This is a genomic window from Phycicoccus sonneratiae (assembly GCF_016887965.1).
Lineage (GTDB): Bacteria > Actinomycetota > Actinomycetes > Actinomycetales > Dermatophilaceae > Phycicoccus > Phycicoccus sonneratiae.
Genome location: NZ_JAFDVD010000004.1, coordinates 13,192 through 36,153 on the forward strand (window position 1 = coordinate 13,192; position 22,962 = coordinate 36,153).

At 75.4% G+C, this 22,962-nt stretch carries 26 protein-coding genes, 1 tRNA gene and 1 pseudogene; 16 read left to right on the forward strand and 12 right to left on the reverse strand.

Annotated features, from left to right (window positions below; genetic code table 11):
- Positions 1 to 17: 17 nt before the first annotated feature.
- The 5 genes from JQN70_RS02840 to JQN70_RS02860 all read left to right on the forward strand — a co-directional run bounded on the left by JQN70_RS02840 (position 18) and on the right by JQN70_RS02860 (position 3,138).
- Positions 18 to 497, forward strand: coding sequence for a peroxiredoxin (locus JQN70_RS02840; protein ID WP_204129814.1), 480 nt, complete (start codon positions 18 to 20; stop codon positions 495 to 497).
- A gap of 70 nt (positions 498 to 567) precedes the next feature.
- Positions 568 to 640, forward strand: a tRNA-Val gene (locus JQN70_RS02845).
- Between the two features lies 1 nt (position 641).
- Positions 642 to 1,493 (forward strand): Nif3-like dinuclear metal center hexameric protein, encoded by an 852-nt coding sequence (locus JQN70_RS02850; RefSeq protein WP_204129815.1) that lies wholly within the window; start codon positions 642 to 644, stop codon positions 1,491 to 1,493.
- Entirely contained in the window at positions 1,490 to 2,227 is a 738-nt protein-coding gene (locus JQN70_RS02855) for a zinc ribbon domain-containing protein (RefSeq protein ID WP_204129816.1), read from the forward strand. The genes JQN70_RS02850 and JQN70_RS02855 overlap by 4 nt, the downstream gene beginning before the upstream one ends.
- A complete protein-coding gene (locus tag JQN70_RS02860; protein WP_204129817.1) occupies positions 2,224 to 3,138 on the forward strand; it encodes a reverse transcriptase-like protein in 915 nt (304 codons plus the stop codon). Before JQN70_RS02855 ends, JQN70_RS02860 begins: the two co-directional genes overlap by 4 nt.
- 12 nt (positions 3,139 to 3,150) lie before the next feature.
- On the opposite strand, the gene JQN70_RS02865 is transcribed toward JQN70_RS02860, so the two are convergent.
- Together JQN70_RS02865 and JQN70_RS02870 are read right to left on the reverse strand one after the other, a co-directional pair.
- Positions 3,151 to 3,717 (reverse strand): maleylpyruvate isomerase N-terminal domain-containing protein, encoded by a 567-nt coding sequence (locus tag JQN70_RS02865; RefSeq protein ID WP_204129818.1) that lies wholly within the window; start codon positions 3,715 to 3,717, stop codon positions 3,151 to 3,153.
- Between the two features lie 12 nt (positions 3,718 to 3,729).
- Positions 3,730 to 4,290 carry an SRPBCC family protein gene (locus tag JQN70_RS02870; RefSeq protein WP_204129819.1) on the reverse strand — a complete coding sequence of 187 codons (561 nt, stop codon included), beginning with the start codon at positions 4,288 to 4,290 and terminating at the stop codon, positions 3,730 to 3,732.
- Between the two features lie 81 nt (positions 4,291 to 4,371).
- Between JQN70_RS02870 and JQN70_RS02875 the strand changes: the two genes are divergently transcribed.
- A complete protein-coding gene (locus tag JQN70_RS02875; RefSeq protein ID WP_204129820.1) occupies positions 4,372 to 4,845 on the forward strand; it encodes a GNAT family N-acetyltransferase in 474 nt (157 codons plus the stop codon).
- 4 nt (positions 4,846 to 4,849) lie between these two features.
- Here the strand turns inward: JQN70_RS02875 and JQN70_RS02880 are convergent, their stop codons facing one another.
- Positions 4,850 to 5,632 carry a sulfite exporter TauE/SafE family protein gene (locus JQN70_RS02880; protein ID WP_204129821.1) on the reverse strand — a complete coding sequence of 261 codons (783 nt, stop codon included), beginning with the start codon at positions 5,630 to 5,632 and terminating at the stop codon, positions 4,850 to 4,852.
- On the reverse strand, positions 5,629 to 7,005 hold the full coding sequence (locus JQN70_RS02885; RefSeq protein ID WP_204129822.1) for an MBL fold metallo-hydrolase: 1,377 nt from the start codon (positions 7,003 to 7,005) through the stop codon (positions 5,629 to 5,631). Before JQN70_RS02885 ends, JQN70_RS02880 begins: the two co-directional genes overlap by 4 nt.
- A gap of 58 nt (positions 7,006 to 7,063) precedes the next feature.
- On the opposite strand from JQN70_RS02885, the gene JQN70_RS02890 reads away from it, so the two are divergent.
- A complete protein-coding gene (locus JQN70_RS02890) occupies positions 7,064 to 7,384 on the forward strand; it encodes a rhodanese-like domain-containing protein (RefSeq protein WP_204129823.1) in 321 nt (106 codons plus the stop codon).
- Positions 7,385 to 7,421: 37 nt separating this feature from the next.
- The gene (locus JQN70_RS02895) at positions 7,422 to 7,682 is read left to right on the forward strand and encodes a metal-sensing transcriptional repressor (protein ID WP_204129824.1); all 261 of its coding nucleotides are present in this window, start codon (positions 7,422 to 7,424) and stop codon (positions 7,680 to 7,682) included.
- A 7-nt stretch (positions 7,683 to 7,689) separates the two neighbouring features.
- On the opposite strand, the gene JQN70_RS02900 is transcribed toward JQN70_RS02895, so the two are convergent.
- Both JQN70_RS02900 and JQN70_RS02905 read right to left on the reverse strand, forming a co-directional pair.
- A complete protein-coding gene (locus JQN70_RS02900; protein WP_204129825.1) occupies positions 7,690 to 7,848 on the reverse strand; it encodes a hypothetical protein in 159 nt (52 codons plus the stop codon).
- A gap of 4 nt (positions 7,849 to 7,852) precedes the next feature.
- Positions 7,853 to 9,310, reverse strand: a complete 1,458-nt coding sequence (locus tag JQN70_RS02905) for an NAD(P)/FAD-dependent oxidoreductase (RefSeq protein WP_204129826.1) — start codon at positions 9,308 to 9,310, stop codon at positions 7,853 to 7,855.
- A gap of 138 nt (positions 9,311 to 9,448) precedes the next feature.
- Between JQN70_RS02905 and JQN70_RS02910 the strand changes: the two genes are divergently transcribed.
- The 4 genes from JQN70_RS02910 to JQN70_RS02925 are packed head-to-tail and all read left to right on the forward strand — an operon-like array spanning position 9,449 to position 12,978.
- Positions 9,449 to 10,777, forward strand: coding sequence for an NAD(P)-binding protein (locus JQN70_RS02910; RefSeq protein WP_204129827.1), 1,329 nt, complete (start codon positions 9,449 to 9,451; stop codon positions 10,775 to 10,777).
- A gap of 22 nt (positions 10,778 to 10,799) precedes the next feature.
- The gene (locus tag JQN70_RS02915) at positions 10,800 to 11,807 is read left to right on the forward strand and encodes an SLAC1 anion channel family protein (RefSeq protein ID WP_204129828.1); all 1,008 of its coding nucleotides are present in this window, start codon (positions 10,800 to 10,802) and stop codon (positions 11,805 to 11,807) included.
- Positions 11,804 to 12,535: a PIG-L family deacetylase gene (locus tag JQN70_RS02920; RefSeq protein WP_307835783.1), complete on the forward strand. Its 732-nt coding sequence runs from the start codon at positions 11,804 to 11,806 to the stop codon at positions 12,533 to 12,535. Before JQN70_RS02915 ends, JQN70_RS02920 begins: the two co-directional genes overlap by 4 nt.
- Positions 12,532 to 12,978 carry a rhodanese-like domain-containing protein gene (locus tag JQN70_RS02925; protein ID WP_307835784.1) on the forward strand — a complete coding sequence of 149 codons (447 nt, stop codon included), beginning with the start codon at positions 12,532 to 12,534 and terminating at the stop codon, positions 12,976 to 12,978. Before JQN70_RS02920 ends, JQN70_RS02925 begins: the two co-directional genes overlap by 4 nt.
- On the opposite strand, the gene JQN70_RS19830 is transcribed toward JQN70_RS02925, so the two are convergent.
- The 3 genes and pseudogenes from JQN70_RS19830 to JQN70_RS02940 all read right to left on the reverse strand — a co-directional run bounded on the left by JQN70_RS19830 (position 12,968) and on the right by JQN70_RS02940 (position 16,457).
- On the reverse strand, positions 12,968 to 14,128 hold the full coding sequence (locus JQN70_RS19830; RefSeq protein WP_239110513.1) for a GNAT family N-acetyltransferase: 1,161 nt from the start codon (positions 14,126 to 14,128) through the stop codon (positions 12,968 to 12,970). The two genes, JQN70_RS02925 and JQN70_RS19830, sit on opposite strands and share 11 nt — an antisense overlap.
- Positions 14,129 to 14,873: 745 nt before the next feature.
- A pseudogene (locus JQN70_RS21185) lies at positions 14,874 to 15,665 on the reverse strand (DUF222 domain-containing protein); the annotation flags it as partial.
- A 39-nt stretch (positions 15,666 to 15,704) separates the two neighbouring features.
- A complete protein-coding gene (locus JQN70_RS02940; RefSeq protein WP_204129829.1) occupies positions 15,705 to 16,457 on the reverse strand; it encodes a RibD family protein in 753 nt (250 codons plus the stop codon).
- A gap of 77 nt (positions 16,458 to 16,534) precedes the next feature.
- On the opposite strand from JQN70_RS02940, the gene JQN70_RS02945 reads away from it, so the two are divergent.
- Genes JQN70_RS02945 through JQN70_RS02955 form a run of 3 tightly spaced genes read left to right on the forward strand, consistent with a single transcriptional unit; the run spans position 16,535 to position 18,670 of the window.
- Positions 16,535 to 16,948 carry a rhodanese-like domain-containing protein gene (locus tag JQN70_RS02945; RefSeq protein ID WP_204129830.1) on the forward strand — a complete coding sequence of 138 codons (414 nt, stop codon included), beginning with the start codon at positions 16,535 to 16,537 and terminating at the stop codon, positions 16,946 to 16,948.
- The gene (locus tag JQN70_RS02950; protein ID WP_204129924.1) at positions 16,945 to 18,174 is read left to right on the forward strand and encodes an O-succinylhomoserine sulfhydrylase; all 1,230 of its coding nucleotides are present in this window, start codon (positions 16,945 to 16,947) and stop codon (positions 18,172 to 18,174) included. The genes JQN70_RS02945 and JQN70_RS02950 overlap by 4 nt, the downstream gene beginning before the upstream one ends.
- Positions 18,175 to 18,202: 28 nt before the next feature.
- Complete coding sequence (locus JQN70_RS02955; protein WP_204129831.1) at positions 18,203 to 18,670, forward strand: SRPBCC family protein; 468 nt, start codon at positions 18,203 to 18,205, stop codon at positions 18,668 to 18,670.
- Here the strand turns inward: JQN70_RS02955 and JQN70_RS02960 are convergent.
- From JQN70_RS02960 to JQN70_RS02970, 3 genes are all read right to left on the reverse strand, one after another.
- Positions 18,654 to 19,541, reverse strand: coding sequence for an oxygenase MpaB family protein (locus JQN70_RS02960; RefSeq protein ID WP_204129832.1), 888 nt, complete (start codon positions 19,539 to 19,541; stop codon positions 18,654 to 18,656). The two genes, JQN70_RS02955 and JQN70_RS02960, sit on opposite strands and share 17 nt — an antisense overlap.
- Positions 19,542 to 19,632: 91 nt before the next feature.
- Positions 19,633 to 20,730, reverse strand: coding sequence for an ArsB/NhaD family transporter (locus JQN70_RS02965; protein ID WP_204129833.1), 1,098 nt, complete (start codon positions 20,728 to 20,730; stop codon positions 19,633 to 19,635).
- The gene (locus JQN70_RS02970) at positions 20,727 to 21,473 is read right to left on the reverse strand and encodes a YaaA family protein (protein WP_204129834.1); all 747 of its coding nucleotides are present in this window, start codon (positions 21,471 to 21,473) and stop codon (positions 20,727 to 20,729) included. The genes JQN70_RS02965 and JQN70_RS02970 overlap by 4 nt, the downstream gene beginning before the upstream one ends.
- 33 nt (positions 21,474 to 21,506) lie before the next feature.
- Here JQN70_RS02970 and JQN70_RS02975 point away from each other — a divergent pair, with 33 nt between their 5' ends.
- On the forward strand, positions 21,507 to 22,958 hold the full coding sequence (locus tag JQN70_RS02975) for an RNB domain-containing ribonuclease (protein WP_204129835.1): 1,452 nt from the start codon (positions 21,507 to 21,509) through the stop codon (positions 22,956 to 22,958).
- The last annotated feature ends 4 nt before the right edge of the window (positions 22,959 to 22,962 follow it).

A 22,962-nucleotide genomic window follows, 5' to 3' on the forward strand; every position in this document is an offset into this window, starting at 1 on the left:
GCTGGCAGGATGAGCACATGACCGCAGCGACCCGCCCGCTCGCCGTCGGCGACCTCGCCCCGGACTTCACGCTCCGAGACCAGAACGGCGCCGACGTCTCGCTCTCGGCGCTCACCGCCGAGAAGAACGTCGTCGTCGTGTTCTACCCCTGGGCGTTCTCGGGCATCTGCACCGGCGAGCTCGACGAGATCCGCGACCACCTCGAGCGGTTCGTCTCCGACGACCTCCAGGTCGTCTGCGTCTCCTGCGACGCGGTCTTCAGCATCCGGGCCTGGGCCGACATCCAGGGCTACTTCTTCCCGCTGCTCTCCGACGCGTGGCCGCACGGTGCGGTGGCCCGCGCCTACGGCGTCCTCAACGAGGGGAGCGGGGCGGCGCAGCGCGGCACCTTCCTCGTCGGTCGCGACGGTCGCATCGCCTGGACCCTCGTCAACGGGCCGGGGGAGCCGCGCGACTTCTCCGACCTGCCCTCCGAGGTCGCGGCCCTCGTCGGCTGAGCCCGCCCGCCCGGCCGACCTGCCATGATGTCGGCGGTCGGTCCCGCCCCACCCGGGCGATGACCGCCAGGGGCCTGTAGCTCAGCTGGTAGAGCGCCGCGTTTACACCGCGTCGGTCGTCGGTTCGATCCCGGCCGGGCCCACATGAGCGCCGACACCCCGCCGACCCTGCGCCAGGTGCTCGACGTCCTCGAGCGCCTCTACCCGCCGTCGAGCGCCCAGTCCTGGGACCGGGTCGGGCTCGTCACCGGCGATCCCGACCAGCCCGTGCGCCGCATCCACCTCGCCGTCGACCCGACCCTCGCGGTCGTCGAGGAGGCCCGGGCCCTCGGCGCCGACCTGCTGCTCACCCACCACCCGCTCCTGCTGCGCGGGGTGCACTCGGTCGCGACCACGTCGGCCAAGGGCGCGACCGTCACCGGGCTCGTCGTCGGCGACGTCGCCCTCTACGTCGCGCACACGAACGCCGACGTCGCCGCCGACGGGGTGTGCGAGGCGCTCGCCGAGGCGTGCGGGCTGGGGCACACCGAGCCGCTGACCTGGTCGGAGGACCAGCCGATGGGGCGCGTGGGCGACCTCCCGGAGGTGCTGCCGCTGCGGCGCTTCGTCGAGGACCTCGCCGTCCACCTGCCGGCGACGGCAGGTGGCCTGCGCGTCTCCGGTCCGCCGGAGGCGCCGGTGCGGCGGGTCGCGGTGCTCGGGGGCGCCGGCGACGACCTCTTCGACGCGGTGCGGACCTGCGGCGCCGACGTCTACGTCACCGCCGACCTGCGCCACCACCCGGCGCTCGAGGCCCGCGAGGAGGCCCGCGGCGGGCCGCCGTACCTCGTCGACGCGGGGCACTGGGCGAGCGAGCAGGTCTGGCTCGCGCGCGCCGACCGGGCACTGCGCGCGGGCCTCGGGGAGGACGCCACTAGGGTGGAGACCCACATCAGCACAGTGCGCACCGACCCCTGGACGTTCGTCGTCGGTGCCGACGAGGGAGGTACCCCGTGAGAGCCGAGTCCGCCCGCCAGCAGCGGCTGCTCGACCTCCAGGCCATCGACACGCGGCTGGGCCAGATCGCCCACGCGCGGCGCACCCTGCCGCAGCTCGCCGAGCTCGCCGACCTCGAGGGCAAGGCCCGACTCCTCGACGACCAGCTGGTCCGCTCGCGCACCGAGCTCGGGGACATCCAGCGCGAGGTCGCCAAGTCCGAGGCCGACGTCCAGCTGGTCCGCGACCGTGCCGCCCGCGACCGGGCCCGCCTCGACGCCGGCACCGGCACCGCGAAGGACCTCCAGGCCCTCCAGCACGAGCTCGAGTCCCTCGCCCGGCGCCAGGGCGAGCTCGAGGAGGTCGAGCTCGAGGTCATGGAGCGGGCCGAGGACGCCGAGCACGACGTCGCCGAGCTCGAGCGCGGGATGGCCGAGCTGCGCGAGCGCATCGCCGGCCTCGAGGCCGACCGCGATGCCGGTCTCGCGCGGCTCGAGGGCGAGGAGCGCGACGTCGCCGCGCCCCGTGACGGCCTCGTCGCCGAGGTGGGGGAGGACCTCGTGGCGCTCTACGAGCGGATCCGCGCCTCGTCGGGCACCGGCGCCGCCGCGCTGCGCCAGCGCCGGTGTGAGGGGTGCCGGCTCGAGCTCAACCCCGTCGAGATCCAGCGCCTGCGCTCGGCCGACGAGGACGAGGTCCTGCGCTGCGAGGAGTGCAACCGCATCCTCGTCCGCACGCCCGAGTCGGGGCTGTGAGCCGCAGGCTCACCGTCGAGGCCGACGGCGGGTCGCGCGGCAACCCCGGGGTCGCGGGCTACGGGGCCCTCGTGCGCGACACCGACTCCGGCGCGCTGCTCGCCGAGCGCGCCGAGCCGCTGGGCAAGGTGTCGAACAACGTCGCCGAGTACCGGGGGCTCATCGCCGGGCTCGAGGCCGCGCACGCCATCGACCCCGGTGCCGACGTCCTCGTGCGGATGGACTCCAAGCTCGTCGTCGAGCAGATGGCCGGTCGCTGGAAGATCAAGCACGAGGACATGCGCCGGCTGGCGCTGCAGGCCCGCGAGGTCGCGAACGCCCTCCGGGAGGCCGGCGGGTCGGTGCGCTACGAGTGGATCCCGCGCGCCGAGAACAAGGCCGCCGACGCCCTGTCCAACGACGGGATGGACGGCCTGACCGTCGACCGGCGCCACGACGGGTCCGACGCGCCCGAGGCACCCGGTGCGTCCGACGCGTGCGCCCCGGTGCCCGTGCGGGAGGGGACGCCGGTGCGCGTCGTGCTCGTCGCGGCCGCCTCCGGCGACGGCGCCCGTTCGGCGGCGGCCTCGGTGCAGCGGCTGCTCGGCGGAGCCCCGCGCTGCCTGCTCACCGGGTCGGCCGACGAGGCGGTCGAGACCGCCGCGGAGGTCGGTGACGCGCTGGGGGTCGACCCGGTCGTCGACGCCGCGTGGTCGCCGGACGGTGCCGCGCAGGCCTGGGAGCGGGTCGTCGCGCGGGGCGGCACCACCGTGGTCGTCTGCGACGCCGGCACCGTGCGCGCCGTCCTCGGGCACGTGCTCGGGATGCCGCGCGAGCGGTGGGGACGGCTGGCGGTGGCCGCCGGCTCGCTCGCCGGCGTCGAGGTGTGGCCGGGCGACGACGTCTCGGTCGCCTTCACCAACCGCGCCTGAGCCGCCGCGGGTTCAGGCCCGCCCGACGAGGTCGGGCACCTCGGCGGCGGTGCGCCGGGCGAGGTTGAGGGCCGCGGCGGGCGGCGGATGCGGGATGCCGAGGTCGAGCTGGTGCACGACCGTCTCGACCGCCCAGGTCGCGAGCAGGTCACCGCTCGTGAGCACCTGGCCCTGGAAGGCGTGGTGCCCGTCGGGCAGTGACGGCGAGACCAGCCGCAGCTGCTCGGCCACCTCCGTGAGGGCGGCGACGGCGGCGGAGGGCCGGGGGTGGGCGTCGGCGTGCCGACGCTGGGCCATGAGGACGGCCACGGGGTCGTCGGCGGCGTGCGCTTCGCCCCAGTCGGTCCAGTACGTGACGGCGTCGACCGTCGCCGGGCCCGGGGTGCGGGCGGCCATCCCGCCGAGCAGCTCGCGCCAGCCGGCGAGGACGTGGTCGACGACCTCGAACCGCGTCCACCCGTGACACCGCGAGGGGGCGAACAGCGCGAGCTCGTCGACGGCCCGGGCCGCCTCGACGAAGGAGTCGACGGAGGTGCTGAAGGCGTCGAGCGCCTCCTCGTGCGGAACGGTGAACCCCATCACCCCACCCTGTCAGCCGTCGGCGGGTCCGGCCAGCCGCTCGGCGAGCCCGGCGGCCATGCCCTCGATGGTCAGCCGGTCGACCGCGTCCCCGCCGGTCCGCACGAGCCATGGGTGCTTCAGCGGGCCGACGCGCAGGCGCAGGTGCAGCCGGGTGCGCTCCGGGCCGTCGTCGGTCGGGCCGGTGGGGACCGGGGCCAGGGTGATGGCCCACGAGACCTGCGCCCCGCCGCGCTGCGACGTGTAGTCCAGCGTGGTCGGCGGGTGGACCGCGTGGACGGTGAAGGTCTCGTGCCGGCCGCCGTAGTCGGGCACGACGTCACCGGGTCGCAGGTGCTGCCACCGGTCCTCGACGTGCCGCACGGCGCGCCGGCCGCGCGGGAGCCACCGCTCGAGGCGCCGCGGGAGGTACCAGCCGGCACGCTGCTTCCCGAGCTGCTGAACCCAGGGCCACACCCGGTCGGGGGCCGCGTCGATGGTGAAGGCCCGGTCCATGACGGCGTCGGCGTGGGCGACGAGGTCGTCGCCGGGCAGGACGGCGCGGCGCTCCTCTGGCGTCGCGGTGGTCGACATGGTCGCTCCTGGACGGGTGGCGGGGCTCCGAGGGTGTGGTGCCGGTCGGTCCGAGGCTAGGCGACGGATACGGTCGACGGCGTGCCCCTCCTGCGACCGCTGCGCCCCGACGACCTCGACGCGCTGCTGCCCCTGCAGGAGGAGGGGGCGGTCGCGGCGCTGGCCCACATCTTCCCGCAGGAGACTCACCCCTTCCCGCGCACCGAGGTCCGCGCACGGTGGGTGCACGAGCTGGCCGACTCCGCCATCCGGTCGTTCGCGGCCGAGGAGGACGGGGTGCTCGTCGGGTTCGCCGCGACGCGCCGCGACGAGCTCTTCCACCTCGGCACGGCCCGCCGGACGTGGGGGAGCGGGCTGGCCGGGCGGGTGCACGACGAGCTGGTGGCCACGATCGCGGAGTCGGGGCACCGGGTCGCGTGGTTGCGCGTGTTCGAGGAGAACCGCCGGGCGATCTCGTTCTACGAGAGGCGCGGATGGGTCGCCACCGACGAGGTGTCGTGGTCGCTCTTCGCGCCCCACCCGGCCCTGCGTCGCTTCGAGCTGGCGCTCGGCTGACCCGTCAGGCCGCCTGGAGGCGGGTGCCGGCCCGGACGGCCACGTAGCCGCCGACGAGGAGGAGCAGCACCGCGAAGGCCCGGGTCAGCACCACCGCCGGCACCCGGTCGGTCACGTGCCGGCCGAGGAGCGAGCCGCCGGCCGCCGCGACGGCGAAGGGCACGACGACGCCCCACGGCACGGCGCCGTGACCCACCCGCTCGGCGAACGCCGCGAGGCTGGTCAGCGCGATGACGACGAGCGAGGTGCCGACCGCCGTCGGCATCGCGAAACCGAGGGCCAGGACGAGGGCCGGCACGACGAGGAACCCGCCGCCGACGCCGAGGAACCCGGTGAGGAAGCCGACCCCGAGCCCGACCGCGACGACCGGGACCACCCGGCGCGCACCGGTCCTCGGCGCGGGGGCGGCCGCGGCGACCTCCCCCCGGGACCGGCGGAACATCGCCACCGCGGCGAGGACCATCAGCCCGGCGAAGGCGACGAGGAGGGCCTGGGGGTCGACGAGCCGGCCGACGACGGACCCGGCGAGCGCGGCGGGCACGCCGAGCGCGGCGACCACGAGGGCCGCCCGCCAGTCGACCCGCCCGGCCCGCGCGTGGCCGACGGCGCCGGTGAGCGCGGTCGCCCCGACGACGACGAGGGAGGCGGTGGTCGCCGCCCGCGGGTCGAGCGAGAGCACGTAGACGAGGGCCGGGACGGCGAGGATCGACCCGCCGCCGCCGAGGGCGCCGAGCGAGAGCCCGACCGCCACCCCGGCGAGGACCGCGAGCAGCAGCGCGACGCTCACGCCGGAGCGTGGGCGGTGGCCCAGGCGCCGTAGCCGCCGAGGATGTCCGAGACGTCGGTGAACCCCTTGCTGCGCAGGAGGCTCGCCCCGACGCTGCTGCGCCAGCCACCGGCGCAGTACACGACGACCGGCCGGGCGCTGTCGAGCTCGCCGGCGCGGGCGGCCAGCTCGGCGAGGGGAACGTGCCGGGCCCCGGGGACCATGCCCGAGGCGACCTCGCCGGCGTTGCGGAGGTCGACGACCTGCACGTCCGGGTCGGCGCTCGCCGCGTCGGCCGCGGCCGCGCCGAGCCGGCTGGCCCGGTCGACGTGGTCCTCGTGGGCGAGGAGGAAGGCCTCGGGGTCGGCGACGTAGCCGAGCACCCGGTCGAAACCGATGCGCGCGAACCGGGTGGCGACCTCCTGCTCGGTGCCCTCGGGGGCCATGATGACGACCGGCTGGTCGGGCGTGAGGACCATCCCGACGGTCTCGGCCATCCGGCCGTCGGCCGGGACGTTCACCGCGCCCCGCAGGTGGCCGGCGGCGAACTCCTGGACGTCGCGCGCGTCGTGCAGCACGGCTCCCTCGGCGAGGGCCGAGTCGACCTCGGCGTCGGTGAGGGCGGGGACGGTGGCCTCCGTGTCGCGGACGTCGCGCTCCTGCTTGTTGAGGGTCGCGTTGTAGACGAAGTAGCCCGGGGCCGAGGGCTGTCCCTCGGTGACGACGGCGAGGAACGCGTCCTCGGTCATCGGCTGGCAGGCGTAGTTGAAGGCCCGCTGGGCGCCGATGGTCGACTGCTTCTCGGTCGAGAGGTTCTTGCCGCACGCCGAGCCGGCGCCGTGCGCCGGGAAGACGCGGACCGCGTCGTCGAGGCCCATCAGCTTGTGCTGGACCGAGTCGTAGAGCATCCGGCCGAGCTCGTCGGCGGTGACGCCGACCGAGGCGAGGAGGTCGGGACGCCCGACGTCGCCGATGAAGAGGGCGTCGCCCGTGAGCACGCCGTAGGCGACCTCGTCGTCGGCGTGCTCGTACACGAGGACGGAGATCGACTCGGGGGTGTGGCCGGGGGTGGCCATGACCTCGAGGGTCACCTCGCCGAGGGAGATGCGCTCGCCGTCGGCGAGGTGGCGCACCGGGAAGTCGGCCCGCGCGGCCTCGCCGTAGCCGATCCAGGCGCCGGTCTCGCGGGCCAGCTCGAGGTGGCCGGAGACGAAGTCGGCGTGGAAGTGGGTGTTGACGACCCCGACAATGGTCAGGCCGCGCGCGCGGGCGTCGTCGAGGTACTCGCCGACGTCGCGGCGCGGGTCGACGACGACCGCCTGCCCGGTGGTCTCGTCGGCGACGAGGTACGAGGCCTGCGAGAGGCAGTCGAGGTAGTACTGCGTGAAGATCATCGGTCTCCTCCAAGGGTGGGGTCTGTCGAGACTATACCCCAGGGGGTATGCTGTCCACATGACCAGGAGCATCGACATCCCCACGCTGCGCGCCCGGCACGCCGACGGCGCCTTCGTCCTCGACGTCCGCGAGCCGGCCGAGTACCTCTCCGGGCACGTGCCGGGCGCGGTCCTCGCCCCGATGAGCCGGATCACCTCGGCGCTCGGGCCGGTGCCGCGCGACCGGGTCGTCCACGTCATCTGCCAGAGCGGAAACCGCAGCCGGTCGATGGCCTCGCTGCTCGGCTCGCTCGGGTACGACGCCGTGACCGTCGAGGGCGGGACGTCGGCGTGGGTGGCGGCCGGCGGCCCCGTCGTCCGCGGCCCGGCGGCGGCCTGAGGCGTCCGTGAGCCCGGCCCGGCCCCCACGACCCTCGGTGCGGCTCGACCCCGTGGCGATGGAGCCGGTCCTCGAGCGGCTGCGGCGGGCGCAGGAGGTGCTCGGCGAGGTGGTGGCCCTCGTCGAGGAGGGCCGCGGCTGCCCCGACGCCGTCGTGCGGTTGGCCGAGGCGGGGACCGAGCTGGACCGCGCCGGCTACGGCGTGGTCACCCTCGCGCTGCGGCAGTGCGCCCTCGACCCAAAGCGCCGCCCCGGTGACCTCGAGGCCCTCGAGCGGCTCTTCCTCTCGCTGGCCTGAGCAGTGCTCAGTGGTGGCCCTTGGCCACCATGCGCAGGATCCGCAGGTTGAACACCGCGAACCGGGTCGCCTGGAACGGCAGGCTGCGCCGGCGGCGGAGGGTCCTCGCGGTGGGCAGGGGCGCGCCGGACAGGTCGGCGGCGGGCGTCGTGTCGTTCGTGGTCATCTGCTCACTCCGGGATGAACTGCCAGCCGAGGCGGCCCTTGGCCTTGTGGATGAAGAGGTGGTGCAGCATGAGCTTGACCCAGTGGCCGCTCAGCCCGATCTCGCCCCGCGTGTCGTCGAGGTCGCGACCGGTGGGGTAGCGCGAGTAGTCGGGGACGACCGGCATCATCGTCATCGCCGCGGCCGAACCGCGCCGCATGCCGGCGCCGGCCGACGCGACGCAGGCGGCGCCCATCCGGGCCATCGAGGCCTCGTGGGCAGGACGGTCGGCGCCGTGCCTGATCCGGTCGACGATGGTCTGCGCCGCCGTCCGGCCCATGACGCCCGACGGCATGCCGGTGCGCGGCGGCGAGGGGGCGATGACGGTGCCGTTGGCGCTGGTGCGCGGTCGCGAGATCTGGTGCGGGGGAGCGAAGGCGATGCCCACGGCGAAGACGTTGTCGTGGCCGGGTGCGAGGTAGGTGCGCGGCCAGTCCTCACCGCGCCACTCCTCGTAGGGCTTCGGCGTGTAGTCGGCGTCGACCCGCATGAAGCCGCTCGGGGCGAACATCGTCGCGGTGATGTCGGTGCCGTCGCGGTCGAAGGCCTGGAGCGGGACGCCGCCGAAGGGTGGCAGCAGCATCCCGAAGTCGAAGGCCAGCTCGTGCATCTCACCGTCGAGCGTCTCGTAGTGGACGACCCCGGGCTCGACGCGGTGCACGTGCGCGCCCAGCACCGCCTCGACGCCGCGCTCGCGGAACAGGCTGGCCGTCCACAGCTCGGAGGTGGTCTGGAACCCGTTCTCGGCGAACGTCATCCCGTCGACCCCGAAGTCGCCGAGGGCGGCCTCGTTGGTGAGGTACACGAGTCGGGCGAGATCGCGGACACCGGCCTCGCGCAGCTCGTGGTCGACGTTGAAGACGTACTCGAAGGCGGCGCCCTCACACGTGCACGTGCCGTGCCCCATGCCGACGACGAGGGTCTGGGGCTGCCCCTGCCGGAGCCGGTCGATGACCGCACGGAGGTGGGCGGCCGCCTCGACGGCGTGGTCGGCGGTGCACACCGAGACGGTGTGCCCACCGTCCGGTCCGAGGCCGGGGGTCATCCCGAAGCGCAGCTGCGGCCCGGTGGCGTTGACGAGGTAGTCGTAGCGGATGCGCTCCTCCTCGCCGGCGCGGTCGGGTCCCGTGTGGACGATGTCGACCGCCCCGCGCTCGCTCTCGGCATCCCCGTTCGGCCGGATGGCGACGGCCTTGGCCTGGCGGTACGCGATGCCCTTGCGGGCGTACACGGGGGCCAGCGGGAAGACCACGGACTCGCGCGGCATCTTCCCGACGCCGACCCAGATGTTGCTGGGGATCCAGTTCCAGCGGGAGTTGGGCGACACCACGGTGACGGTGTGGCCCTTCGGGAGCAGGCGGCTCAGGTGGAGGGCGGCGGTGTGGCCGGCGACTCCCGCCCCGAGCACGACGACGTCTGCCATGGCGTCTCCTTCGACGTGGGTGGATGCGTCGACCATATACCCAGAGGGGTATCAACGCGAGGCGATCCGGGTCACATCCGTCGGTACGGGCGGGGGTATACGCTGCCGACCGGTGGGGCGTGCCGACAGGAGGTGGCGATGACCGGGGTCCGGCGGGTCGTCGTCGTCGGCGACCTCGAGGTGACCCGCGTGCTGTGCGCGCTGCTCACCGGGGCCGAGGTCGACGTCGTCCACCTGCTCGCCCCGGACGAGGAGGAGCTCCGCGCCGCCCTCGACGACGCCGTGGACGCCGTGGCGGTGCTCGTCCGCGGCGACCTGCGGGCCCTGCGCTACGTGCTCCTCGCCGAGCACCTCGCGCCGGGGGTGTCCGTCGTCGTGACCGTCTTCGACCGCACGATGGCCCGTCGGCTCGCCGCCGTCGTCCCCCGGTGCGTCGTCACCTCGCCGGCCGACGTCGCGGCGCCGGCGGTCGTCGCCGCCTGCCTCGGCGCCGACGTCCACGCCGTCCGGACCGGCCCGGACGGGCCGCGGGCGCTCGTGCGCCGGGAGGGCGCCGTCGTCGAGGACCCGTGGCCGGTGCGCGCGCCGACCGTCCTCGAGCGGGCCGCCCGCTGGGTGCCGCACCGGCACGGCGCCGGCTCCGGCCTGTTCCCGGTCGGCCTCCTCGGACTCGCCCTCACCCTCGCGCTCGAGTGGGCGCTCGGGGTGGTGGTGCTCCACGAGGGGGTCGTCGAGGCGCTCCGGGCCGCGGCCGGTCTCGTCGCCACGGTGGGGTTCGTGGAGGGTGGGTCGGACGCGGTCCCGGGCTGGTACCTCGTGACGTCGGCCGTGCTGATGCTCGCCGGCATCGCCTTCACCGGCGCCCTCGTCGCCGGCCTCGTCGAGTGGGTCGTCGGGGCACGCACGGTGGCCGTCGCCGGACCCCGCAGCCTGCCGCGGCGCGACCACGTCGTCGTGTCCGGGCTCGGGCAGGTCGGGCTGCGCGTCGCCCAGCTGCTGCGCGAGCTCGGGATCGGCGTGGTCGTCCTCGAGCGCGACGCGCAGGGCGCGAACCTGGCCCTGGCCCGCGCCTCCCGGTTGCCGGTCGTCGTCGGCGACGCCGCGCACCGCGCGCTGCTCCGCCGCGTGGGGCTGTCCCGCGCCCGGGCGGTGGCCGCCCTCGGGTCCGACGACCTCGACAACGTCGCGGTGGCCATCGGTGCGCTCGCCGAGGCGCCGGGCGTGCGCGCCGTGCTGCGGGCGGGCGAGGGTGCGGCGGTCCGCGAGACGACGTCGCTCTTCCGGATCGGTGCGGTGGTCGACGTCGCGGCGCTCACGGCCGGCTGGGTGTGCTCGTGCGTCCTCGGTGACGAGCCGCTCGTGGCCTGGACCGAACCGGGGGTGGTCGGCGTCCTCACGGGGGCCGGCGAGCGACGACGTGCCACGCCGGCACGATGCGACTGCGCTTATACCCCTAGGGGTATATAGTCCGGTCGGAAGGGAGATCCGGATGACCCACGTGCTCACGACGCCGGCGGCCGGGGCGGACGCGCCCGGCGTGACCGCACCCTCGCTCGCGCACCTGCCCGTCACGCTCTTCGCGTCCGTCATGGGGGTCGGCGGTCTCTCGCTCGCCTGGCGTCGGGCGGCCCGGACGTGGGCGGTGCCGCAGTGGCCCGCGCAGGTTCTGCTGGCCCTGGCCGCGGCCACCTTCCTCGTCGTCGGTGCGGCGTACGCGCTCAAGTGGGTGCGCTTCCCGGCGGCGGCCCGCGCCGAGCTGCGACACCCGGTGCGGATGACGTTCGCGCCGACGCTCACCGTCTCGCTGCTCGTCCTCGCCACGGCCGGTAGGGACGTCGCGCCCGGTGTGGCCTCCGTGCTCTGGTGGCTGGGTGCGGTGGGCCACCTCGCGGCCACCTTCGCCGTCCTGGGGGCCTGGTCGGCACGCACCGACATCGGCCCGGCGGCCGTAACACCGGCGTGGTTCGTCCCCGTCGTCGGCAACGTCGTCGCACCCCTGGCGGCCGCCGAGGTGGGCTCGGTGGAGGTGGCGTGGTTCGCGTTCGGCGTCGGGGTCGTGTTCTGGCTCGCCCTCCTGCCCCTCGTCCTCCACCGGCTGCTGCTCCACGACAGCCCGCTGCCGGAGCGGCTGCTGCCGACGGTCGCGATCCTCGCCGCCCCACCGGCGGTGTCGCTGCTGGCCTGGCAGGCGCTCACGGGGACGGCGGACGGACCGGTCGTGCGCATCCTCGGTGCCGCGACGCTGGCCTTCGTCCTGCTGCTCGCCGCGCACCTGCCGCGGCTGCGGCGGCTGCCGTTCGGGCTGCCCTGGTGGGCGTACACCTTCCCGCTCGCGGCGGCCGCCGCCGCGGCCGTGTCCGTGGCAGGGACCCGGCCGCAGGTGGGGTACGACGTCGTGGCGGCCGGGCTCCTCGTCGTGGCGACCGTGGTCGTCGTCGGCGTCGCGGGGCTCACCGTGCGGACCGCGACCCGCCGCGAGATCTGCCGGCCGGAGTGAACGCCGTGCCCGCCTCGTCGTCGCCCGCCGTCGCCCTGCCCGCCTGGGGCTCGGTCCTCGTCGTCGTCGCGCACCCCGACGACGAGTCGTTCGCCCTGGGCGCGCTGCTCGACCGCTTCGTCGCGCAGGGCGCCGAGGTCTCGGTCCTCTGCCTGACCCGGGGTGAGGCCTCGACCCTCGGCGCCGACGTCGGCGACCTCGCCGCGGTCCGGACGCGCGAGCTCGAGGCCGCGGGCGCGGAGCTCGGCATCCGCGCGGTGCGCCTGCTGTCGTTCCCGGACGGAGGTCTCGCCGGACTCGACCCGGACGTGCTTCGCGCGGCGGTGTCCGCCGAGCTGGACCGTGCCCGTCCCGACGGCGTCCTCGTGATGGACCCCGTCGACGGGGTCACCGGGCATCCCGACCACGAGGCGGCGTCGCGGGCCGCGCTGGCCGTCGCGGCCTCCCGCGGGGTCCCGGTGCTCGGGTGGGCACTGCCCGCCGAGGTCGCCCGGACGCTGAACACCGAGCTCGGTGCCTCGTTCGCCGGCCACCCCGCCGAGGACCTCGTGGCCGTCGCGGTCGACCGTGCGGGCCAGCGCCGCGCGGTCGCGTGCCACGCCAGCCAGGCCGTGCCGGGCAGCGTGCTGTGGCGCCGCCTCGAGCTGCTCGGCGACCACGAGCACGTCCGCCACCTCTCGCCCCAGCCCATGACCCGCACGACCGACCGTCCCCAGGAGACCCCGTGACCCACCGCACCACCGCCCTGCTCGCCGCCGCCGTCCTCTCGGTCTCCCTCGGGGTGGCCGGATGCTCCGGGTCGCCCGACGTCGGCGTGTCCGTCGGCCCCACGGCCTCGGCCGCCCCCGCCGCGGGCTCGACCCTCGCCCCGGCCGACTTCGCGGCGGCGCTCAAGCGGCCCGGGACGACCCTGCTCGACGTGCGCACTCCGGCGGAGTTCGCCGGCGGGCACCTCCCGGGCGCCGTCAACCTCGACGTCTCGGCGCCCGACTTCGCGACCCGGCTCGCGGCCCTGGACCCGGCGGCGCCGTACGCCGTGTACTGCCACTCGGGCAACCGGTCGGGTGCGGCGGTCGCGGAGATGTCGGCCGCGGGTTTCGCGGACGCCTACGACCTCGAGGGCGGCATCGGCGCCTGGCAGGACGCCGGCGGCGAGGTCGTCACGGGCTGACCGCGGGGTCGGCGAGCACGGCCATGAAGTGCACGTCGACCCAGCGGCCGTCGAGGAGCAGCGCCTCGCGGCCGGTGCCCTCGTGGACGAACCCGACCTTCTCGTAGACGTGCCGCGCCCGGGGGTTGGTGTCGTACACCTCGAGCCGGATGCGGTGCAGCCCCATCGACCCGAGCCCGTGCTCGACGACGAGCCGGGTCGCCTCGGTGCCGAGGCCCCGCCCGCGCCCGGCGGCCCCGACGAAGGTCCGGAAGCCGCACGAGCGGTTGCCGGAGTCCCAGTCGTTGAGCACGACCTCGCCGACGACCGACCCGTCGACGTTGTCGAGGACCGCGAGGACGAGGCGGTCGTCGGCGACGGCCCACGCCCCGTAGATCTCGCGCAGCCGCTGGGGGTCCGTCGCCGGCAGCGGAGCGGTGCTGTCGTGCACCGACCCGGTGAGCACCGCGATCTCGTCGTCCTCGCGGACGACGCGGTCGAGGACGTCGGCGTCCTCGGCGGTGACCGGGCGCAGGGTGACGAGGTCACCGACGAGGGTCGGCTTGGCCGCGAACGGGCTGGGTGCCTCGTCGGCGCCCCCTGGGGTCCGGTCGGCGCCGGAGGTGCGGCCGCGGTCGCGGTCGCGGCGGAGCAGCCCGTGGACTGAGGAGTCGGTGACGAACCCGTCGACGACGCAGTCCTCGCGCAGGGTCCCCTCCCGGACGAACCCGAGCTTGTCGAGGACCCGCGCGCAGGCGAGGTTGCGGGTGTCGGCCTCGGCCTGCACCCGGTTGAGGTCGAGGGTGGCGAACCCCCAGTCGAGGAGGGCGTCGGCGGCCTCCGTCGCGAACCCGTGGCCCGAGGCGTCCTCGGCGAGGCAGAGGGTGAGCGAGGCGGTGTGGTGCCTCGGGTCATGGCCGGTGAGGGCGCACCACCCGACGAACGTTCCGCCGTCCTTGCGCTCGAGGAGCAGGCGGACGCCCGATCCCTCGTCGGCCATCGTCCGGCAGGCCGCGATGAAGCGTGCTGCCCGGGCGGGGTCCGTCCACGGTGGGTCGTCCCAGTACCGCAGCTGGTGCGCGTCGCTCTGGAGGGCGAAGAGCGCCTCGGCGTCGGTGTCGGCGAACGGGCGGAGCCGCAACCGGTCCGTCGTCAGGGTCGGCGTCTCCATGTCGCCACCCTCTGTCGGGCACGGGCGTGGCGCAACCGGGTTCAGTCGACCGGTTGGAGGGTGCGGTGCTGGGTTCGGTGGTGCGGGTGGCGCCGTTGGGGCCGTGCCAGGTGGTGGTGCCGTCGGGGGACAGGACGGGTCGCCAGCGTTGGGTCTGCTTGAAGCGGTGGTGCCGTCGGCAGAGCGACTCGAGTCCGGTGGGTGTGGTGGTGCCGTCGGGCCAGGGTCTGACGTGGTCGAGGTCGCAGCGTGCGGCGGGTCTGGTGCAGCCCCACATGCGGCAGGTGCCGTCGCGGGTCTTGACGAAGTCGCTGATGGTCTTGGGTGGTCGGTAGGCGCTCGTGGCGAGGCTGGCGAGGGTGCCGGTGTCGGCCTCGAGCACGGCCCGGGAGACCTCCATCGGCAGCAGGCGCAGGAGGTTGGCGAGGGTGGCCGGGTCGACCCAGCCGAGACCGGGGATCCCGGTGCCGGAGACCGCGTACCCGGGCGAGACGACCGCCATAGTTCGGGCGATGTCGCCGTCGAGCTCGGCCGGCTCTTCGATCCAGGAGAGTTCCTCGCGGGAGGCGGGGTCGAGGTCGCCGTAGCGGACCTCCTGACCCGTGACGTGGTCGATCAGCGTCTCGTCGTCGTCCCAGTCGACCCGGAACCGTTCCCCGGCAACCGGTTCGGGTGCGGGCCGGTCGGTGACGACCGGGACCCCGAGGGTCACCTGGGCCGACACCGTCACGTTGCGCAGGACCAGGTCGGTCAGCGCATCAGCGCGGGACTCCGGCACCGAGAGGGTGTCGTCGACCTGCCGGTACTCGCGCGCGAGCTGCTCGACCGCGGACCACATCGCCGCCGACGTTGCGGTCGGGAGGGACGCGAACCAGTCGGTCAGCCCGTCCACCCCGGCCCGGGTCTCGACGCACCGACCGCGGCGGGTCTTCGCAGCGTGCGCGGCGACCTGGTCGGCCGCCACTCGTCCGGCGACGCATCGCGCCTCCCCGGTGACGCGGGCGGGGTCCATCGCGGGAAGCCGGCCCGCGAGCTCGGCATCGACCCGGACACACGCGTCGGCGTCGAGGCCGGCGCACGCGTCGACGACCTTGTGCGCGGTCACCGCCGCCACGTCACCGGCGACGAGCAGGTCGCGGATCGCCGGGAAGCGTTCACCCAGTGCCGCACCGAGCGCGGCCTTGCGCCCCGCGACCCCCTCGGTCAGCCCGCAGGCCAGAGACATCTCCGTCGCGGCCATCGCGTCGACGAACCCGACCGGGTGCACCCGCTCCCACGGCCCCGGCTCCCGCAGCGTGGTCTCCACCCGCGCACCCCACGCCCCCGCCACGGCGACCAGCGAGTCGGCCGCGTTCGCGAGCCCCTGCGCCTCACCCGCGAGCCCGAACGCATCCTCCGCCGACAGCCCCCGACCCCTGTCGGCGAGCTCACGACCCAGCGCCGCGCACTCCTCGCGCAGTGCCGCGATGCGGCTGCTGATCGTCCCCCTGTCCATACCCGATCCTACCTCGCAGCGCCGACAGGCGAAAGGGTTCATCCACAGGTATTTGCCCTCAGCAGAACGACATTGGAGGCATCAGCCCGCCGGCGGGACCACCTCGTAGTGCGTCCACACCGACCCCTCCTCGCCGTGCTCGGACCGCACGACGCGCAACCCCACCGGCAGGCCGTCCGGCGCCAGCGGCTCGCCGTCGAGGAAGGTCGGGGTGCCGAGCCCACCGACGAGCACCGGCATCGTCACGACGTGCAGCTCGTCGACGAGCCCGGCCCGCAGCAGCGCCCCGTTGACCCCGCCGCCGCCGTCGGCCCGGACGGCCCGGACCCCGAGCTCGGCGCGCAGGCGGCGCAGGGCGAGGTCGAGGTCGACGCGGGCGTCCCCGCAGGCGAGCCACCCGACCCCGAGCTCGTGCAGCTGCTCGAGGTAGCCCGGCGGTGTCGAACGGCAGACGAGCACCATCAGTGCGGTCTCGTCGTCACCGGTGAACGTCCACTCCATCCGGCCGCGGCCGTCGACGACGACGAACCAGCGCGGCGCCCGGCGCGGCAGGTGGTCCGGGTGGTCCCAGGGGCCACCACCCTCGGCCCACGGCGACACGACGTCGTCCCTGACGAAGCTCCCACTGCCCTCCAGGGTCACCGTCGGGGCGTGGTGGTCGGCGATCCAGGCGTCGCGCCGGCGGACGAGCCCCTCGACGTCGTCCGGCCAGGCCGCCCGCCAGCGGGCGCCGACGGCGGGGTCGAGCAGCAGCTGGTCGCGGCGGAGGGTGATGCGGCCGTCGACGCCGGCCAGCGTCGTGAGCACGACCCGCGGACGGGGCTGGTGGTCCATCCGGGCACGCTAGGCCCGCCCTCCGACAGCCTGAGACGGCCCGGCCCGCCGAGCGCCGGACGCCTACCCTCGTGGGCATGAGCTATGCAGGTGACGTCACCCCCGCCGAGGCCCACGCGGCGGTCACCGGTCCGGACGACGCCGTCCTCGTCGACGTGCGCACGACGGCCGAGTGGACCTACGTCGGTGTGCCCGACCTGTCCTCGGCCGGTCGTGAGGTCGCCTTCGTCGAGTGGAACCGTTTCCCGACCGGCGCGGTCAACGACCGCTTCCTCGACGAGCTCGCCGCGCACGGAGTCACCCCGGGTCGTCCCGTCTACTTCCTCTGCCGCTCCGGCGTCCGCTCGGTGGCCGCCGCCGAGGCCACGACGGCCGCGGGGCTCGGCCCTGCGTACAACGTCACCGAGGGCTTCGAGGGCCCGGTCGGCGCCGACGGTCACCGCGACGTCGCGGGGTGGAAGCAGGCCGGCCTGCCGTGGCGGCAGCAGTGACGGGCGCGGAACGGCACGACGCCGCGCCCCTCCGGCCGCGGACCCTCGCGGTGCGGGGTGGGTTGCAGCGCAGCGCTTTCGACGAGACGGCGGAGGCGCTGTACCTCACCAGCGGGTTCGTCTACGAGTCCGCGGCGCAGGCCGAGGCCGCGTTCAAGGACGAGGTCGAGCACTACATCTACAGCCGATACGGCAACCCCACCGTGTCGGTCTTCGAGCAGCGGATGCGCCTGGTCGAGGGCGCCGAGGCCTGCTTCGCCACCGCCTCGGGCATGTCGGCGGTCTTCACCGCGATGGCCGCCCTCTGCGGCGCCGGCGACCGCGTCGTCGCCTCGCGGGCCCTCTTCGGCTCGTGCTTCGTCATCCTCGACGAGATCCTCCCGCGCTGGGGCGTCGAAACCGTCTTCGTCGACGGCGCGGACCTCGACCAGTGGCGCGACGCCCTCGCGACACCGACCACCGCGGTGTTCTTCGAGACCCCGAGCAACCCGATGCAGGAGCTCGTCGACGTCGCCGCCGTCTCCGAGCTCGCCCACGCGGCCGGCGCCCAGGTGGTCGTCGACAACGTCTTCGGCACACCGGTGTTCAGCCACCCGCTCGCCCACGGCGCCGACGTCGTCGTCTACTCGGCGACGAAGCACATCGACGGCCAGGGGCGGGCCCTCGGCGGAGCCGTCCTCGGGACCAGGGAGTTCGTCGAGGGGCCGGTCAAGAACCTCATGCGGCACACCGGTCCGTCGATGTCGCCCTTCAACGCCTGGGTGCTCACCAAGGGCCTCGAGACTCTCGACCTGCGCGTCCGGGCCATGGCCGATGCCGCGCTCGGGCTGGCGACGACCCTCGAGGCGTGGCAGCACGACGGCCGGGGCGTCACCCGCGTGGTGCACCCCTTCCTGACGAGCCACCCGCAGCACGACCTCGCCCGGCGGCAGATGGACGGGGGAGCGGGCACCGTCGTCACCCTCGAGCTCGACGGGGGCAAGGACGCGGCGTTCGCCTTCCTCGACGCCCTGCGACTCGTCGACATCAGCAACAACCTCGGCGACGCCAAGTCCCTGACCACCCACCCCGCCACCACGACTCACCGACGCCTCTCGCCGGAGGCCCGCGCGGCGGTCGGCATCACCGACGGCACGGTGCGTCTCTCGGTCGGGCTCGAGGACCCGCAGGACCTCGCCGAGGACCTCGAGCAGGCACTGTCCGCCGCCGAGGCCACCCGCGGCTGACCCACCGGACGGCTGTTAGCGTCCGGGCATGACCTCCCGCGACGTCGTGTCCGTCCAGCGCCTCATCCCGGCGCCCCCCGAGCCGATCTTCGACCTGCTCGCCGACCCGGCCGGGCACCAGCGGATCGACGGCGGCGGCTCGGTGCAGGGCGCCCGCAGCGGCGGCCGGCGGCTCGGGCTCGGCGACCGGTTCGGCATGGACATGAAGATCGGCGTCGCCTACTCGACGAGCAACACGGTCATCGAGTTCGAGGAGAACCGGCGCATCGCCTGGCAGACGCTGGCCGGCGGGTTCCTCAAGGGCTTCGTCGGCGGCCGCATCTGGCGCTACGAGCTCGAGCCGGTCGAGGGCGGGACCCTCGTCACCGAGTCGTGGGACATCTCCCGGGAGGCCGCCGTGAGCAAGCCCGTCGTGCGCCGGATGGAGGGCATGACCCGCACGAACATGGCCGCCACCCTCGAGCGCATCGAGGAGCTCGTCAGCGCGTCGCGCTGACCCGTCGCTCCTCGGCCACGCCGTCCATCGCCCAGCGCACCGCCCGCGTGCCGACGAGGCCGAGGACGCCGGCCGCCCCGGCCACCGGACCGGCCACCGGCAGGCGCAGCGCCCGTCGCGCCCAGCCGGGCAGGAGCGCGACCCCACCGGACGCGATGAGCCCGTACCCGGGCCGTGCGGTCCACGGCAGCGGCGGGTCGAGCAGGAGGAAGCGCGCCGCGTCCCGGGCGTCCTCGGTCGCCCGCAGCGCCGGACGGAAGGCCTCGAGGGCCGCCGCCAGCCCGGCGACGTCCGTGGGCACCGCCTGCGCCCCGAGCTGCTCGGCGACGACCGCCGACTGCCGGACGTAGGTGTCGGCCTCGGCCGGGGTCAGCGGCGTCGCGGCGTAGCGCTGGAAGGCCCCGAGGAAGCTCCAGGCCTCCGCGACGTGCACCCAGCCGAGGAGCTCGGGGTCCGACGCCCGGTACGGCACACCGTCGCCGTCGCGCCCGCGCACCCGCTCGTGGATGCTCCGGACCCGCGCCACGGCGGCGTCGGAGTCCTCGACGGTGCCGAAGGTCGTCGTGGCGAGGAAGTGCGAGGTGCGCTGCAGCCGGCCCCAGGGGTCGCTGCGGTACCCGCTGTGGCCCGCGACCCCGGCCATCGCCGACGGGTGCAGCGACTGGAGCAGGAGCGCGCAGACCCCGCCGGGGAACATCGAGGCGTCGGCGTGCACGCGCCAGACGGGGTCGTCCGGGCCGAAGCGCCGCTCGCCCCGGCGTCCCCAGATGACCGCCGCGCGCTCGGCGGCGTCGTCGCCCGCGACGCGCGAGCGCAGGGCTGCGCCGAGCCGCCGCTGGGCGACCCTCCCGATCTCGTCCACCACGCTCATGCTGCTCCATTCATCACCGGACACGTACCCGCACAACGGGTCACGCACGCGCGGTGCTCCGGGCTGTCGAAGGTTCGGGGCGCAAGGAGGGTCAGCCGGCGACCGCCAGCGCCAGCGACGCGGACCCCACGACGAGGACGGCGCAGGCGAGTCCGGCCGGGACGAGCCAGCGCCACGGGACGACGACCCCGCGCGCCCGGCACCGCTGGATCCACAGCAGCGTCGCGAGCGAGGCCCACGGCGTGACGAGCGGGCCGGCGTTGGTGCCGACGAGCAGCGCCACGAGGCGCTCGACCGACCCGGACGCCGCCGGCTCGAGGGCGAGGTAGGCGGGCAGGTTGTTGACGACGTTCGACAGGCCCGCCCCGGCACCCGCGAGGGCGAGCAGCGCCCCGGTGCCCGTGCCGGCCGGCAGCGAGCGGGTGACGACCTCGGAGAGCCCGTGCTGCTGGAGCAGCTCGACGACCACCGACACCGCGACGAACCCGGCCGCCATCGCCCACGGCACCGGCAGCCCGCCGAGCAGCTCCCGGCCGCGCCACCACGTGGTGGCGAGCAGCAGGCCCGCCGCGACGAGCGAGACCAGCCACGGGGGAGCGCCGAGGGCGAAGAGCGGCCCGAGGACGACGCACACGACGGCCGCGACCCGGAGGAGGACGCCGTCGTGCGGCTCCGCCGGCGGCGCGACGGAGTACCGGCCCCGCAGGCTGCGCCGGTGCAGCACCGCGACGAGGGCCAGCGTGACGACCACCGCGACGAGCGCCGGTGCCCACGAGGCCCGTACGAAGTCGGTGTGCCCCAACCCGGCCCGGCCCAGCGTGTGCAGGGCCAGCAGGTTCGTGAGGTTCGAGACGGGCAGGAGCAGCGACCCGGTGTTCGCGATCCACAGGGTCGTCACCGCGAGCAGCCGGGGGTCGAGCCCGACCTGGGCGGCCACCGCCAGGCCCACCGGGGTGAGGAGCACCGCGGTCGTGTCGAGCGAGAGCACGATCGTCGCCAGCACCGCGAGCCCGGAGAAAAGAACCCAGAGCAGCCAGCGCCGGCCCCCACCGACCCGGGCCACCGCGTGGCCGGCGACGTCGAACACCCCGGCCCGCTCGGCGAGCTCGGCGGTGACGGTGATGGCGAGGAGGAAGACGACGACCGGCCCGAGCCGCTCGGCCAGCGCCAGCGCCTCGGTGGACGTCACGGGGCCCGCACGTCGAGCACCCACGGGGCGCCGGGGCGCCCCGGCTCGTGGAGCTCGACGTCGAACGCGCGACCGACGACCTCGGCGACGGCCGGCACCGACCGGGCCGCGACGCCCTCGACGCAGAGGTGGCGGGCGACGAGGCCCCGGGTGTGCTTGGCCATGTGGCTCGCGCCGGGCACGCGCACCTGCATCCAGCGGTGGGCGAGGTCGCGACCCGGGCGCCAGGCCGCGGCGTAGGCCGCGGACCGGCAGTCGACGACCGCGCCCGACCCGGCGGCGGCGCGCAGCGGCGCGTCGAGCGCAGGCCGCCAGTGCTGGGCGAGCGGGCCGGTACCGGGCAGCGTGACCCCCATCGAGAGCCGGTAGGCGGTGATCCGGTCGGTGGGCCGCACCGCGCCGTGCAGTGCCGACACGACGACGAGCCACCGGTTGGCCCGGCGCCGCGCGGCGGTGTCGAGCGAGGCGAGGTCGAGCGCGTCGTAGAGGACGCCCGTGTACACCTGCGCCGCAGGCGTGGCCGGCAGCGTGTCGAGGACGAGGTTGCGCGCCACCTCGTCGAGGAGCCCCTCGGACACCCCGAGGACGGCCGCCGCGTCGGGCGAGCCGCTGACGCCCGAGAGGGCCCGCGCGACCTCCGCGCGGACCGGTCCGAGCTCGGGGAAGGACCACGTCGCGGGGTCGGCGGGGCCACCGCGCGGGCGGTTCCACTTCGACTCCGACGGGGGGAGCAGGATGAGCACCGGCACAGCCTACGGACGGTTAGGGTCGGACCCGTGCCGCATCCCAGGGTCGTGCTCCGGCCGACCGACGCCGAGACCCCCAGCGGGGTGCGGCAGGCCCTCCTCGAGCGGTTCGCCGCGGTCCGCGCCGAGCTCGGCATCGACGGTCCCTACCCGGCCGACGCGCTCGCCGAGGCGCAGCGGGTCGCCGCCGAGCCCCCACCGGGTGGGCACCCGGACGAGACCGACGTCCCGTACGTCACCCTCGACCCGCCCGGCTCGATGGACCTCGACCAGGCACTGCACATCGAGCGCGACGGCGCCGGGCACCGCGTCCGCTACGCCATCGCCGACGTCCCGGCCTTCGTGCGGATGGGCGGGGCGCTCGACCGGGCCACCCGGGAGCGCGGCCAGACCGTCTACTGCCCGGACGAGCGCGTCCCGCTGCACCCGCCGGTGCTCTCCGAGGACGCCGGCAGCCTGCTCCCCGGCGAGGTCCGGCCGGCCTTCGTCTGGGACCTGCGGCTCGACGGCGAGGGGGTCCTCACCGCCGCCGAGGTCCACCGGGCCCTCGTCCGCAGCGTCGAGCGGCTCGACTACGAGGGCGTCCAGGGGGCGGTCGACGCCGGCACGGCCGACGAGCGCCTGCTGCTCCTGCGCGAGGTGGGGGAGCGGCGGGTGGCCCAGGAGCGGGCCCGCGGCGGGGCCAGCCTGCCGATGCCCGAGCAGCAGGTCAGCGCCGAGCCCGACGGCGGCTTCACCCTCCAGTTCCGCCCGCCCGTCGCGTCGGAGGAGTGGAACGCCCAGCTCTCCCTCCTCACTGGCATGGCCGCGGCCTCGATGATGCTCGACGGTGGGCTCGGGGTGCTGCGCACGATGCCCGCCCCCACCGACGATGCGGTGGCGCGCTTCCGCCGGGCGGCGCGAGGCCTCGGGGTGCAGTGGCCCGACGGCGTCCCCTACGGCGACCTCGTGCGCGGGCTCGACCGCACCGACCCGCGCCACCTCGCCCTCATCCACGAGGCCACCTCGCTCTTCCGCGGGGCGTCGTACACGGCCTTCGACGGCGCCGCCCCGGCCGACCCCGAGCACGCCGCCGTCGCCGCCCCCTACGCCCACGTCACCGCCCCCCTGCGCCGGCTCGTCGACCGCTTCGGGCTCGTCGTCTGCGAGGCGCTCGGCCGCGGCGCCGAGGTCCCCGACGCCGTCCGCACCGCCCTGCCCGCGCTCGCCGACCTCATGACCACCTCCGACCGCACCGCCCGCGCCGCCGAGCGGGCCTGCGCCGACGCCGCGGAGGCCGCGGTCCTCCACGGCCGCGAGGGCGAGGAGTTCGAGGCCGTCGTCGTCGACCACCTCGAGAAGGGGATGGAGGTCCAGCTCGTCGACCTCCCGGTCCTCGCGAAGGTGTCCGGCGACCGGGGCGCCCTCGGCTCGACCGTCACGGTGCGCCTCGACGTCGCCGACGTCGCCGGGAGCGCGGTCCGCTTCGTCCGGCCCGGATAGACTC

Coding starts and splice junctions, on each gene's coding strand:
- JQN70_RS02840 (WP_204129814.1), top strand. CDS start 18: ATGACCGCAGCGACCCGCCCGCTCGCCGTCGGCGACCTCGCCCCGGAC.
- JQN70_RS02850 (WP_204129815.1), top strand. CDS start 642: ATGAGCGCCGACACCCCGCCGACCCTGCGCCAGGTGCTCGACGTCCTC.
- JQN70_RS02865 (WP_204129818.1), bottom strand. CDS start 3,717: ATGGGGTTCACCGTTCCGCACGAGGAGGCGCTCGACGCCTTCAGCACC.
- JQN70_RS02870 (WP_204129819.1), bottom strand. CDS start 4,290: ATGTCGACCACCGCGACGCCAGAGGAGCGCCGCGCCGTCCTGCCCGGC.
- JQN70_RS02885 (WP_204129822.1), bottom strand. CDS start 7,005: ATGATCTTCACGCAGTACTACCTCGACTGCCTCTCGCAGGCCTCGTAC.
- JQN70_RS02890 (WP_204129823.1), top strand. CDS start 7,064: ATGACCAGGAGCATCGACATCCCCACGCTGCGCGCCCGGCACGCCGAC.
- JQN70_RS02900 (WP_204129825.1), bottom strand. CDS start 7,848: ATGACCACGAACGACACGACGCCCGCCGCCGACCTGTCCGGCGCGCCC.
- JQN70_RS02905 (WP_204129826.1), bottom strand. CDS start 9,310: ATGGCAGACGTCGTCGTGCTCGGGGCGGGAGTCGCCGGCCACACCGCC.
- JQN70_RS02910 (WP_204129827.1), top strand. CDS start 9,449: ATGACCGGGGTCCGGCGGGTCGTCGTCGTCGGCGACCTCGAGGTGACC.
- JQN70_RS02915 (WP_204129828.1), top strand. CDS start 10,800: ATGACCCACGTGCTCACGACGCCGGCGGCCGGGGCGGACGCGCCCGGC.
- JQN70_RS19830 (WP_239110513.1), bottom strand. CDS start 14,128: ATGGAGACGCCGACCCTGACGACGGACCGGTTGCGGCTCCGCCCGTTC.
- JQN70_RS02940 (WP_204129829.1), bottom strand. CDS start 16,457: ATGGACCACCAGCCCCGTCCGCGGGTCGTGCTCACGACGCTGGCCGGC.
- JQN70_RS02945 (WP_204129830.1), top strand. CDS start 16,535: ATGAGCTATGCAGGTGACGTCACCCCCGCCGAGGCCCACGCGGCGGTC.
- JQN70_RS02955 (WP_204129831.1), top strand. CDS start 18,203: ATGACCTCCCGCGACGTCGTGTCCGTCCAGCGCCTCATCCCGGCGCCC.
- JQN70_RS02960 (WP_204129832.1), bottom strand. CDS start 19,541: ATGAGCGTGGTGGACGAGATCGGGAGGGTCGCCCAGCGGCGGCTCGGC.